This window comes from Streptomyces sp. NPDC002845 (assembly GCF_053591955.1).
This window is the reverse complement of sequence record NZ_JBSFUU010000006.1, coordinates 14,148-25,953: the sequence shown is the minus strand read 5'-3', so window position 1 is coordinate 25,953 and position 11,806 is coordinate 14,148. Positions and strand designations below refer to the sequence as shown.

Annotated in this window: 12 protein-coding genes and 2 pseudogenes; 3 read left to right on the top strand and 11 right to left on the bottom strand. The window is 70.6% G+C overall.

Translation table 11 applies throughout. The features are described 5' to 3' along the window. Positions 1-13: 13 nt before the first annotated feature. Positions 14-199, bottom strand: a pseudogene (locus ACWD3C_RS05810) (DUF899 family protein); the annotation flags it as partial. 179 nt (positions 200-378) lie between these two features. After that, positions 379-1,503 carry a tRNA 2-thiouridine(34) synthase MnmA gene (mnmA, locus tag ACWD3C_RS05805; RefSeq protein WP_451140474.1) on the bottom strand — a complete coding sequence of 375 codons (1,125 nt, stop codon included), beginning with the start codon at positions 1,501-1,503 and terminating at the stop codon, positions 379-381. Positions 1,504-1,563: 60 nt separating this feature from the next. Here mnmA and ACWD3C_RS05800 point away from each other — a divergent pair, with 60 nt between their 5' ends. Together ACWD3C_RS05800 and ACWD3C_RS05795 are read left to right on the top strand one after the other, a co-directional pair. Then, positions 1,564-2,235 carry an N-acetylmuramoyl-L-alanine amidase gene (locus tag ACWD3C_RS05800; protein ID WP_451140472.1) on the top strand — a complete coding sequence of 224 codons (672 nt, stop codon included), beginning with the start codon at positions 1,564-1,566 and terminating at the stop codon, positions 2,233-2,235. Positions 2,236-2,413: 178 nt separating this feature from the next. Beyond that, complete coding sequence (locus tag ACWD3C_RS05795) at positions 2,414-3,973, top strand: alpha/beta hydrolase (protein ID WP_451140470.1); 1,560 nt, start codon at positions 2,414-2,416, stop codon at positions 3,971-3,973. A 367-nt stretch (positions 3,974-4,340) separates the two neighbouring features. Here the strand turns inward: ACWD3C_RS05795 and ACWD3C_RS05790 are convergent, their stop codons facing one another. From ACWD3C_RS05790 to ACWD3C_RS05780, 3 genes are all read right to left on the bottom strand, one after another. Continuing rightward, the gene (locus tag ACWD3C_RS05790) at positions 4,341-5,510 is read right to left on the bottom strand and encodes a cysteine desulfurase family protein (protein ID WP_451140468.1); all 1,170 of its coding nucleotides are present in this window, start codon (positions 5,508-5,510) and stop codon (positions 4,341-4,343) included. A 264-nt stretch (positions 5,511-5,774) separates the two neighbouring features. Continuing rightward, positions 5,775-6,059, bottom strand: coding sequence for a DUF4190 domain-containing protein (locus ACWD3C_RS05785; protein ID WP_451140466.1), 285 nt, complete (start codon positions 6,057-6,059; stop codon positions 5,775-5,777). Positions 6,060-6,081: 22 nt separating this feature from the next. Next, the gene (locus ACWD3C_RS05780; protein ID WP_451140785.1) at positions 6,082-6,264 is read right to left on the bottom strand and encodes a hypothetical protein; all 183 of its coding nucleotides are present in this window, start codon (positions 6,262-6,264) and stop codon (positions 6,082-6,084) included. 102 nt (positions 6,265-6,366) lie between these two features. Between ACWD3C_RS05780 and ACWD3C_RS05775 the strand changes: the two genes are divergently transcribed. After that, the gene (locus tag ACWD3C_RS05775; RefSeq protein WP_451140464.1) at positions 6,367-6,993 is read left to right on the top strand and encodes a TetR family transcriptional regulator; all 627 of its coding nucleotides are present in this window, start codon (positions 6,367-6,369) and stop codon (positions 6,991-6,993) included. Between the two features lie 14 nt (positions 6,994-7,007). On the opposite strand, the gene ACWD3C_RS05770 is transcribed toward ACWD3C_RS05775, so the two are convergent. From ACWD3C_RS05770 to ACWD3C_RS05745, 6 genes and pseudogenes are all read right to left on the bottom strand, one after another. Continuing rightward, on the bottom strand, positions 7,008-7,415 hold the full coding sequence (locus ACWD3C_RS05770; RefSeq protein ID WP_451140462.1) for a hypothetical protein: 408 nt from the start codon (positions 7,413-7,415) through the stop codon (positions 7,008-7,010). Between the two features lie 171 nt (positions 7,416-7,586). Next, positions 7,587-8,432: a thioesterase family protein gene (locus ACWD3C_RS05765; protein ID WP_451140460.1), complete on the bottom strand. Its 846-nt coding sequence runs from the start codon at positions 8,430-8,432 to the stop codon at positions 7,587-7,589. A 40-nt stretch (positions 8,433-8,472) separates the two neighbouring features. Further along, complete coding sequence (locus ACWD3C_RS05760) at positions 8,473-9,129, bottom strand: trimeric intracellular cation channel family protein (protein WP_451140458.1); 657 nt, start codon at positions 9,127-9,129, stop codon at positions 8,473-8,475. A gap of 86 nt (positions 9,130-9,215) precedes the next feature. After that, positions 9,216-9,638, bottom strand: a pseudogene (locus ACWD3C_RS05755) (oligopeptide/dipeptide ABC transporter ATP-binding protein); the annotation flags it as partial. A 24-nt stretch (positions 9,639-9,662) separates the two neighbouring features. Further along, positions 9,663-10,799 carry an ABC transporter ATP-binding protein gene (locus ACWD3C_RS05750; protein ID WP_451140456.1) on the bottom strand — a complete coding sequence of 379 codons (1,137 nt, stop codon included), beginning with the start codon at positions 10,797-10,799 and terminating at the stop codon, positions 9,663-9,665. Beyond that, positions 10,796-11,800 (bottom strand): ABC transporter ATP-binding protein, encoded by a 1,005-nt coding sequence (locus tag ACWD3C_RS05745; RefSeq protein WP_451140454.1) that lies wholly within the window; start codon positions 11,798-11,800, stop codon positions 10,796-10,798. Before ACWD3C_RS05745 ends, ACWD3C_RS05750 begins: the two co-directional genes overlap by 4 nt. Positions 11,801-11,806: the final 6 nt, after the last annotated feature.

Here is an 11,806-nt window from a genome sequence, read left to right as displayed (position 1 = left end):
GCGGAGCTTGTCCGGGGACAGCTCCGTTGCCTCCGACGGGCGGAGTCGACGGGGCCACCTCAGTCATCGGCAGGCGTCGCCGTGCGGCGGCGATCGCGTCGCCCTCCCGGGTGTGCGCCTTCTCCCGGGCGCGCAAGGTGTCGATTGCGGCCAGCCACTCGGTACGGGAGACGACCGGCGGTGTGGTCACAGCAGTCATGTCCATACCGACTCGGCAGCTCGCAAGAACTCATCGTTCGACTGATCAAAAACCGCCGAACGGAATGCAGACGCCTTCCGAGTCCAGATCACCTTCTCCGGTCCTCGGTCGCGTGAGCACCCTGCTCGTTTGCCCCGGCGCGCTCATCCGGCGGTCGCGCGGGCGGAAAATCAGGCGGCTCAGGCCGCGCCCGCCGTCGCCCGCGTGGTCGTCGCGATCGTCGCCGAGCCCACGACGCGCGTGCCGTCGTACAGGACGATCGCCTGGCCGGGGGCCACGCCGCGGACCGACTCGGTGAACGTGACCTCCAAGGAGCCGCCGACGAGTTCCGCGGTGACCTCGGTCTCGCCGCCGTGGGCACGGAGCTGGGCGGTGTAGGTGCCGGGGCCGGAGGGTGCGGTGCCGCACCAGCGGGGCTTGACGGCCGTGAGGGCCGAGACGTCCAGGGAGGCCGCCGGGCCCACGGTCACCGTGTTGTCCACCGGGGAGATGTCCAGGACGTAGCGCGGCTTGCCGTCGGGGGCCGGGGTCCCGATGCGGAGCCCCTTGCGCTGGCCGATGGTGAAGCCGTACGCGCCCTCGTGGGTGCCCAGGACCGCGCCCGACTCGTCGACGATGTCGCCCTCGGCCTTGCCGAGCCGCCGGGACAGGAAGCCCTGGGTGTCGCCGTCGGCGATGAAGCAGATGTCGTGCGAGTCGGGCTTCTTGGCGACCGAGAGACCGCGGCGCTCGGCCTCGGCGCGGATCTCGTCCTTGGTCGTCACCGTGTCGCCCAGCGGGAACATCGCGTGGGCGAGCTGCTTGTCGTCGAGGACCCCGAGGACGTACGACTGGTCCTTGGCCATGTCGGAGGCGCGGTGCAGTTCGCGCGAGCCGTCCTCGCCCACGATCACCTTGGCGTAGTGGCCCGTGCAGACCGCGTCGAAGCCCAGGGCCAGGGCCTTGTCGAGGAGCGCGGCGAACTTGATCTTCTCGTTGCAGCGCAGGCACGGGTTCGGGGTGCGGCCGGCCTCGTACTCGGCGACGAAGTCCTCGACCACGTCCTCGCGGAAGCGCTCGGCGAGGTCCCAGACGTAGAAGGGGATGCCGATGACGTCCGCGGCGCGGCGGGCGTCGCGCGAGTCCTCGATGGTGCAGCAGCCACGCGCGCCCGTGCGGAACGACTGCGGGTTCGCGGACAGCGCGAGGTGGACGCCCGTCACATCGTGGCCCGCTTCGGCCGCGCGGGCTGCGGCTACGGCGGAGTCGACTCCGCCCGACATGGCGGCGAGGACGCGGAGGGGGCGCTGCGAGGTCTCAGTCATAACTCTTCAAGGGTACGGGTCACCGGGAACCGGAGCCCGCGAGTATCCGTTGAAGATCGCATGGGGGCGAGAAGAGCATCCAAGGACAAGGACGCGGACCGGCGCGTCGGGCGGCGGGCCCTGCTGATCGGCGGAGCCGCGGCCGCGGTGGGCACGGCCGTGCTGGCCCGTGACGAGCTGGGGCGGCTGTGGTGGCGCGCGCCGGGCGTGGAGAAGCCGCGCGAGGAGGGCGAGGTCGACTTCCGGGGTGCCCGCTGGGTGGCGGCGTCCTCGGCGAACTGGCGGCGCGCGGACCGGCCCGACGACTACGGCATAGACATGGTGATCATCCACGTCACCCAGGGCAGCTTCGACAGCGCGGTGAAGGTGTTCCAGGACCCCGGGCACGGCGCGGCCTCCCACTACATCGTCCGCAAGGACGGGCACATCACGCAGATGATCCGCGAGCTGGACGTGGCGTACCACGCGGGGAACCGCGACTACAACGAGCGGAGCGTCGGCATCGAGCACGAGGGGTTCGTCGACGAGGCGTCCTCGTTCACGGACGCGATGTACGAGGCCTCGGCGCGGCTCACGGCCGGCGTCTGCGCGCGGTACGGGATACCCGTCGACCGGGAGCACATCATCGGGCATGTCGAGGTGCCGGGCACGGACCACACGGACCCCGGGACGCTCTGGGACTGGGACCGGTACATGCGGCTCGTGCGCGAGGCGAGCGCCGCCGGGGCGTAGCCCTGCCTCTCCAGCCGTAACCCCACTATTTGACGGTACGTCAATTCACTTGGCCTGAGCGGAAGTTCGGTTCATGCTGTGATCGATCTGTGAACTTCCGCCTCAGGGAGGATTTTCCGTGCCATCCCCCACGCCCTTAACCACGACAACCCCGGCAACCACAACCTCACGCTCCCGCGTGCGCAGAAGACTCGCCGTCGGCGCGCTGATCACCGCGCTGTTCGGCCAGTTCCTGGCCGGCACCGCCACCGCCACGCCCTCCACCACTTCCCCGCAGCCGGGGCGCATCGCCTGGGAGCCGTGCGATCCGCCCTCCGACGAGGGCGGCTTCGAGTGCGCCACCATCACCGTGCCCGTGGACTGGAAGCGGCCGCACGGCGCGACCGTCGACCTGGCGCTCGCCCGGCACCTGGCCACCGACCCGGACCGGCGGATCGGCTCCCTGCTGATCAACCCCGGTGGCCCCGGCGGCTCGGGCGTCGGCTTCGCGCTGGGCGCGCCGAGCATCTTCTCGCCCGAACTCCTCGCCCGCTTCGACATCGTGGGCTTCGACCCGCGCGGCGTGGCCCGCAGCAACCCGGTGCTCTGCGACGAGGACAAGGTCGTCACCCAGGGCGAACTGCTCTACCCGCGGAACGCCACCGAGTTCGCAGCCCTGCGGCAGGCCAACCAGGAGCTCGGCGAGAGCTGCCGCGATCTCACCGGGCCGCTCGTCGACCACATGGACACCGCGAGCGTCGTCCGCGACATGGACGCGATCCGTGCCGGTCTGGGCGAGCGGAAGATCAGCTACTACGGCGTCTCCTACGGCACCGGCATAGGCCAGCAGTACGCCGAGCGCTATCCGCACCGCGTCCGCGCGATGGTCCTCGACTCGAACATGGACCACAGCCTGAACCGGTGGAACTACCAGAAGACCGAGACCGTGGCCATGGAGGAGTCGTTCGGCCAGTTCGCCGACTGGTGCGAGCGGACGCCGGGCTGCGCCCTGTACGGCAGCGACGTACGCGACCTCTTCGAGCGGCTCTACAAGCGGGCGGAGACGGGTGACCTGACCTGGCCGTCGGACCCGCCGCAGCCGATCACCACGGCGGACCTCCAGGCGATCGCCTTCTCGTTCATGTACGACCCGGTGGACTGGTTCTCCTTCGCCGACGTCCTGGAGTCCTTCGACACCGGCACCATGAGCGCGGCCGTCGAGGGTCTGCGGAAGCGCGGCGAGCCGACGGAGTTCCCGTACCTGCCGGTGATGTGCCAGGACTACGACTTCGACGTCCCCTCGTACGCCACCCTCGCCCGGTTCGAGCGGAAGCTCGCCAAGATCGCCCCGGTCACCCGGCTCAGCTCGCTGGCCTGGACGGATCTGACCGGCTGCCAGAACTGGCCGACGAAGGTGACCAACCCGCCGCACCGGCTCGATGTCGACGGCACCCCACCGATCCTGGTGACCAACAGCCGCTACGACGTGGCCACCCCGTACTCCTGGGGTTCCAACGCGGCCCGGCAGATCGGCCGGGAGGCCGTGCTGCTGACGTACGACGGTGTCGGCCACGGCGACTACTGGCTGAGCCCCTGCGCCCGTACCGCGATCGACACCTACCTGACCACGCTCCGCACCCCGCCCCGGGGCACCCACTGCCCCGCGGTCTGGCCGACGGCCGGGGCGCAGCGGCAGTCGCCGGGCGACGGCCTGGTCAACCCGCTGCCGGAGCTGCTGGGCACGGGCACGCACCACTGAGCGCACGGCTGTATGGCTCGCGGCGGGGTCCCCTGCCTGAGCAGGTCCGGGGAAGTGCGGGTGGTCCCCGCCGCCCGCCGTGCCAACGGCTCGCGCCATCGTCGCTCCGGTGCGGCGAGAGGGGCCCGGCTCCAGGACGTTCTGATGGCTCTTGACCGCCCGCCGGGCTGTCCGTCGGCCTGGCACGAATCGCCTGATGAGGCGCTGATGGCCGCTTCAGGGACAGCCGTTCCGGGTCGGAGGACGGCTTCAAGGCCGTCACAAACGTCCTGAGAGCGCGGGTGACCTTGCCATGTGCGCCATGTGTCATGTGCCATGTGTGCAATGTGCGGGCGATGGGAACGCGCCCGCCCCAGTGCTCGGTCGCTCAGGTGAGACCCGCCGCCCGGGCCCGTTCCACCGCCGGGCCGATCGCCTTCGCGAGCGCCTCGACATCGGCCTCCGTGGAGGTGTGGCCGAGGGAGAAGCGGAGGGTGCCGCGGGCCAGGTCCGGGTCGGTGCCGGTGGCGAGGAGTACGTGGCTGGGCTGGGCGACGCCCGCCGTGCAGGCGGAGCCCGTGGAGCACTCGATGCCCTGCGCGTCCAGCAGCAGGAGCAGGGAGTCGCCCTCGCAGCCAGGGAACGTGAAGTGGGCGTTGGCGGGGAGACGGCCCTCGTCGGCCGGGTCGCCGCCGAGGATCGCGTCGGGGACGGCGGATCGGACCGCGGCGATCAGGTCGTCCCGCAGGGCGCCGATCTCCCGGGCGAACCACTCACGCTGCTCGGCGGCCAGCCGCCCCGCGACCGCGAAGGAGGCGATGGCCGGGACGTCAAGGGTGCCGGAGCGGACGTGGCGCTCCTGGCCGCCTCCGTGCAGTACGGGTACGGGGCTGTACTCGCGGCCGAGGACCAGCGCGCCGATGCCGTACGGGCCGCCGATCTTGTGGCTGGACACGGCCATCGCGGCGAGGCCGGAATCGCCGAATCCGACGGGGACCTGACCGAATGCCTGGACGGCGTCGGCGTGCAACGGGACGCCGAACTCGGCGGCCGCATCGGCGAGTTCACGCATCGGCATGACCGTGCCGATCTCGTTGTTCGCCCACATCACGGCCGCCAGGGCCACGTCGTCGGGGTTGCGGGCGATGGCCTCGCGCAGCGCGTCCGGGTGGACTCGGCCGTACGAGTCGACCGGGAGGTACTCGACGGTGGCGCCCTCGTGTTCGCCGAGCCAGTGGACGGCGTCCAGGACCGCGTGGTGCTCGACAGGGCTGGCGAGGACCCGGGTGCGGGCCGGGTCGGCGTCGCGGCGGGACCAGTACAGGCCCTTGACCGCGAGATTGTCGGCCTCGGTGCCTCCGGAGGTGAACACGATCTCACTGGGGCGGGCGCCCAGGGCCTCGGCGAGCGTCTCACGGGCCTCCTCGACGGTACGCCGGGCCCTGCGGCCGGCCGCGTGCAGCGAGGAGGCGTTGCCGGTGACGCTCAGCTGGGCGGTCAGCACCTCCGCCGCCTCGGGGAGCATCGGGGTCGTCGCTGCGTGGTCGAGGTAAGCCATGATGGGCCCGATTCTACGGTCTCCGGCCTCCGCCCCGGCATGGTGCACCTGCCCAGGCGCGGCCCCTGGGGCGGCCCATTCACGCCATGCCTGGCAACAGGGTCGTGAGGCCGAAAGGCGTCTGCTGAGCTGCTGGGAGAACTGGCGGGCAGACACAGCGGCGGAGCCGGACGCACTCGCCGGAAGCCGCCGCCGACGAGACACCCCCGCAGGAAAGCGGCACCCGTCACCTGAGCCGCACGGGCGGTGCGAGTGGGAAAACCCCTAGAAGCTCCACGACACCGTGCCGCTCAGCTGCATCACCGTGACCAGCACCAGCAGATCCGCCACCCCCAACCCCAGGCCCAGATACGCCCGCCCGCGCCGAGCCGTGCCACGCCAGAGGGACACGCAGGCCAGGGCGATGGCAACGGGCCCGAGGAAGACATTGAGGACCAGGAGGCCGAGCAGGCCGAGGATGAAGGACGCGACGGCCATACCGTCGGCGTCCCGGACACCGACACCGGTACGGGTACGGGTAGGTCCTTGAGACGTAGCGGTGAGTTCCATGACAGGTCAGCTCCCGACGGAGTCAGTTGGCGGTGCGGCGCCCACGACCGTGGCGCTCGCGGTACGCGAAGACGGCGAGCCAGAGGCCGATGACGGCCGCGGCGGCGAGGCTGACGGAGACCGGTACATGAGCCACGGTGCCCAGCACCATGCCGAACAGAAGGAGCGCGGCGACGAGGACCAGCATGACAGTTGTGCCTCTCATGTCGTTTCGGTGAACGCTTGTAGTTACACTTGTTCACTGACTTATGAGTCTAGCGCGCCCCACGGCTTTGCAATTCCAGAGAACGGTTGTTGACTCCATGGCATGAGTCACACCCTCGGCATCCGGCAGGCGCAGAAACAGAAGACCCGACAGGCCCTGCTGGACGCGGCGCTGGCCCTGCTGGAGGAGCAGAGCCTGAGCAGCCTGGGCCTGCGCGAGGTCACCCGCGCCGTCGGAGTCGCCCCGACCGCCTTCTACCGCCACTTCCGCTCGACGGCGGACCTCGGCGTCGCACTCGTCGAGGAGGCGCTCGGCAGCCTGCACCCCGTCATCGGAAGCCTGATGACCGCGATCGGCGACAGCGACGAACTCATCGCGAACGCCGTCGACCTGATCGCCCGCCACGTGGACGCGCACCCCGCCCACGTCCGCTTCATCGCCCGCGAGATCCACGGCGGCGTCCAGCCCGTACGCGAGGCGATCAAGCACGAGCTGGACCGTTTCGCCCACGAGGTGAGAACCGGACTCGCCAAGCACCCGGACTTCGCGGGCTGGAGCGACGACGACCTGCTGATGCTCGCGGGTCTGTACGTCGACCAGATGCTGATCACGGCCTCACTCTTCGTCGAGGCCCTGGGCGCCCCCCAGGAGGAGCGCGACCGCGTGACCCGCCTGGCCGGCCGACGGCTCCGGCTCATCAGCATCGGCCGCCGTCACTGGCTCGGGTGACCGGTCCCCCGAGGTCAGCTGTCCGACTCCACAGCCGCATCCACAGTCGCATCCGCGTCCGCGTCCGTCGCCGATTCCGTGGCCGTCGCCGCCCCACCGGACGCCTGCCCCGGCTGACCACCCGGGCCACCGCACCCACCATCACCGCCGGGGCCGCCGCCCTGACCACCACCGGGGCCACCGCTCGGCGCCCCGGACGGCATCCCTGACGGCATGTCCGAGGGTGCCCCCGAAGGCGCACCGGAGGGAGCCCCCGAAGGCATGTCCGACGGTATGCCCGACGGCGCCCGGCAGCTCTGCTGCTGCCCGGAGTCACCGCTGTCCGAGGCGGACGACGAGGAGTCGCCCGAGCCGCATGCCACCAGGAACAGGGGCGCGGCGGCCAGCAGGGCCACGGCGGGGACGAGACGCGCACGCTTCATGCGGAACAACTCCAGAACAGATGAGGGAGTCCTGAGGCGGGCATGGAACCAACGCCCCCAACACCCCTCGCCTGACCTGGGAGTTCACATCTCCCCCGCAACTCCCCTCTGGTACAGCCCCGTGAACGGAGACGGCCGCCGCCGCCGGCTGCCGTCACAGTCCCGGGCCCCTCAGCCCAGACGCACCCGTGCCAACTGCCGCGACTGCGCCACCAGCCGGTCCGCGCTGTCCCAGACCTCCGCGTCCTCCTCCAGGAACCCACCCGCCAGGTTGCGCGTCGTGATCGACACCCGCAGTGGGCCCGGCGCCGGACGGGACCGTACGTGGACCGTCAGCTCGACCGTCGGCACCCATCCCGACAGGCCCAGCTCGAAAGCGGTCGGCGGCAGCGCGTCCACCGCGAGCAGCAGCGCGAACGGATCCGCGTCCCGGCCGTCCGCCAGGCCGAACCACGCCCGCATCTCGCCCTTGCCGGAGGGCGCGCCGAGGGCCCAGCCGAGCGTCGCGGGGTCGAGCTTGAGCATCAGCCGGTCGATGAGGGCCGAGCTCCCCGGGATCGGGCCGGGAGCGTCCTGCGACCCGAAGCACTGCTCGATGGGCGGGATCGCCGGCGGCTCGGCGACCGTACGGACGTCGTCGGGGAGGGAGTCGAGGTCGCCGTAGGAGGCGAGGACGCGGATGCGTTCGACCTCGCGGCCCTCGTCGTCGCACTGGAAGAGGGAGGCCTGACCGGTGGAGAGGGTGCGGCCGGTGCGGACGGTGGACGTGCGGATGACCGCGGGGCCCGGCTGGGAGGCGGTCAGGTAGTGCGCGGAGACCGTGAACGGGTCCCGGTGCGGCAGCGCGTCCGCGAGGGCACGGCCCAGGGCGGCGAGCAGGTAGCCGCCGTTGACGGCGTTGACGATCGTCCAGCCTGCCGAGAGGTCGATGTCGTAGACGCCGGGTTCGCGCGGTGTGACGGCGGTGTCGCGGTCGAACTCGCTGTCACCGATGGTCGCCTGGGATGCCTGAGCCATGGCGGTACCGTACAACAAGTGACTACTAAGCGGTAGCTTTTTAGGTTTCGCTCGCCGCCGACCTCCGGTTCCACGCCCGAGGCGCCCGCCAGCTGAACCGCATCGCCAGCAGCCTCAGCGCGAACGCGCTCACCGCCGCCAGCCCCGATGTGAGGGTCGTCAGCGCGTCGAAGCGGATGCAGAGGACGACCACACCCGCGCCCACCATCGCGGGCACCGCGTACAGGTCCCGGTCCCAGCGCAGCAGCGACGGCACCTCGTTGGCGAGGACGTCCCGCAGCACACCGCCCCCGACCGCGGTCGCGAGGCCGAGGGCCGCGGAGGCGGTGAGGCCCAGGCCGTACTCGTACGCCTTCGTCGTGCCCGTGACGGCGAACAGGCCGAGGCCGGCCGCGTCGAAGACGTTCACGCCGGTCTGGATGCGCTCCACCTCGGGGTGGAGGAAGAAGACGAGCAGGGTGGCGAGAAGCGGGGTCAGGAAGTAGCCGAGGTCGGTGAACGCGGCGGGCGGTACCGCACCGATGACCAGGTCCCGGAACAGCCCTCCGCCCAGCGCGGTGACCTCGGCGAGGACGGCGATGCCGAAGACGTCGAAGTTCTTGCGGACGGCCAGCAGCGCGCCGGAGATGGCGAAGACGAAGATGCCTATCAGGTCCAGCGAGTGCTGGATGGAGGGAGTGAAGAGGTCCTGGATCACCCACCCATTCTCACCCGAACATTCTCACCCACACGCAAGCCCCTGCCTTACATTACAAGGCAGGGGCTCACACCAGGCTTCAGACCCTACTTCTCGGTCGACTCCGAATCCGACTCCGACTCCTGCGGTAGCCGCACATCGGATGCGGCCTCGGGGTGGTGGCAGGCCACGCTCGGCCCCGGCTTCAGCTCCACCAGCGGCGGCCCGGTCGTCCTGCAGACCTCGGTCGCCTTCCAGCACCGGGTGTGGAAGCGGCAGCCGCTCGGCGGCGAGATCGGCGAGGGCACGTCGCCCTTGAGCAGGATGCGCTCGCCCTTGGCCGCACGGCGCCTGGGGTCGGGGATCGGTACGGCCGACATCAGCGCCTTGGTGTACGGGTGCATCGGCGCCTTGTACAGCGCTTCGCGGTCGGCGAGTTCGACGATCTTGCCGAGGTACATCACCGCGATCCGGTCCGACACGTGCCGTACGACGGACAGGTCGTGAGCGATGATCACGTACGTCAGGCCGTGGACCCCGATGTACCGGACCCGTTACACAGCCTTGTCCACCCTCTCCGCCTCCTCCATCGTCTCCATCGTCTCCACCTCTTCTGCTTTCTCCGCCTCCGCGGACAGCAGGCGGTCGGCCATCCCCTCCCGTGCCGCCGGCGCCACTTCGCCCACGGTCCGCCGCACCGTCCCGGCCGCTATCTCGGCGGCGTAGTGGCAGGCAACCCGGTGCCCGCCGCCGATGTCTGTCAGCTCGGGCCGGTCGGTCGCGCAGCGGGTGTCCTGCACCCACGGGCAGCGGGTGTGGAAGCGGCACCCGGTGGGCGGATTGGCCGGCGAGGGCAGGTCGCCGGTGAGCAGGATGCGCTCACGCCGGTCCTCGACCTCCGGGTCGGGCACCGGCACCGCCGACATCAGGGCCTTGGTGTAAGGGTGCCTCGGTTCCGCGTACAGGGCGTCGCTCGGCGCCTCCTCCACCAGGGCGCCCAGATACATCACACCGATCACATCGGAGATGTGGCGGACCACGGCCAGATCGTGGGCGATCACCACGTAGGTCAGGCCCAGCTCCTCCTGGAGCTCTTCCAGAAGATTGATCACCTGCGCCTGGATGGATACGTCCAGCGCCGACACCGGCTCGTCGCAGATGATCACATCGGGTTCCAGGACCAGGGCACGGGCGATGCCGATGCGCTGGCGCTGGCCGCCGGAGAACTCGTGCGGATAGCGGGACAGGGCGTTGGTCGGGAGACCGACCCTGGCCAGGATCTTCTTGATTCTCTCCCGGCGCTCCTCCTGAGTGGCGCCGATACCGTGGGCGAGCATGCCCTCCGAGAGGATCGACTCGATGTTCTGCCGGGGGTTGAGGGAGCCCAGCGGGTCCTGGAAGACCATCTGGAGGCGGTGGCGGAAACGGCGCATCTCCTCTTCGGGCAGTTTCGCCAGATCGGTGCCGTCCAGTACGACCTCGCCCTCGGTGATGTCCACCAGGCGCAGCACGGCCCGCCCGAGCGTGGTCTTCCCGCAGCCCGACTCGCCGACCAGGCCGTAGGTCTGACCGGCCTCAACCGTGAGCGAGACACCGTCGACCGCGTGGACGTGGCCGACCGTGCGGTTGAAGAGGATGCCTTCCTTGACCGGGAAGTGGACCTTCACTCCGTCCAGTACGAGCAGGCTCATGCGGGGACCTCCTCGGCCCGGGCGTCTTTGAGTACGGGGTTGACGCAACGCACCTGGTGACCGGCCGCGCGAGGTTCGGTGAGCCGGGGCGTGCCCGTCAGGCAGTCCAGCTCGTAGCGGTCGCAGCGGGGGGCGAAGGCGCAGCCCTCGGCCCAGGCGATCCGGTCGTTGATGGAGCCCCGGATCGGGTTGAGCGGGTCGCCGCGCGGCGCGTCCAGGCGCGGGATGGAGCCCAGCAGTCCGTGCGCGTAGGGGTGGGTGGGGTGGGCGAACAGTTCGCGGCGCCCGGCGGACTCCACGACCTTGCCCGCGTACAGAACGTTGACCTGGTCGCAGAGTCCGGCCACCACGCCCAGGTCGTGGGTGATCATCAGCAGCGCGGTGCCCTCCTGGTCCACCAGTTCCTTGAGCAGTTCCAGGATCTGGGCCTGGATCGTCACATCGAGGGCCGTGGTGGGTTCGTCGGCGATGAGCAGGCTCGGGGCGCAGGCCACCGCCATGGCGATCAGGGCGCGCTGACGCATCCCGCCGGACATCTGATGCGGGTATTCCTTGAGCCGCCGGGTGGGGTCGGGGATGCCGACCCGGTCGAGGAGATGGGCCGCCTCCTTGCGGGCGGGCTCGCCCTTGAGTCCCCGGTGGCGCCGGAGGATCTCGGTGACCTGGACGCCGATGGGAACGACCGGGTTGAGGGAGGACAGCGGGTCCTGGAAGATCATGGCGATGCGGCTGCCGCGCAGATCGCGCAGCTTGTTCCGGTCCATGGTGAGCAGGTCGGCGCCGTCGAAGTCGGCACGGCCGCCGACCGTGACGCCCTTGCGCGGCAGCAGCCCCATCAGTGCCAGGGAGGTGACGGACTTGCCGCAGCCGGATTCACCGACCAGTCCCACGACCTGGCCCTGGCCGACGGCGAACGAGACGCCGTCGACGGCCCTCGACTCCTTGCGGCCGTGCCCGCCGCCGAAAGTGACGGTCAGTTCGTCGACTGTGAGAAGTGGCATGGTGGT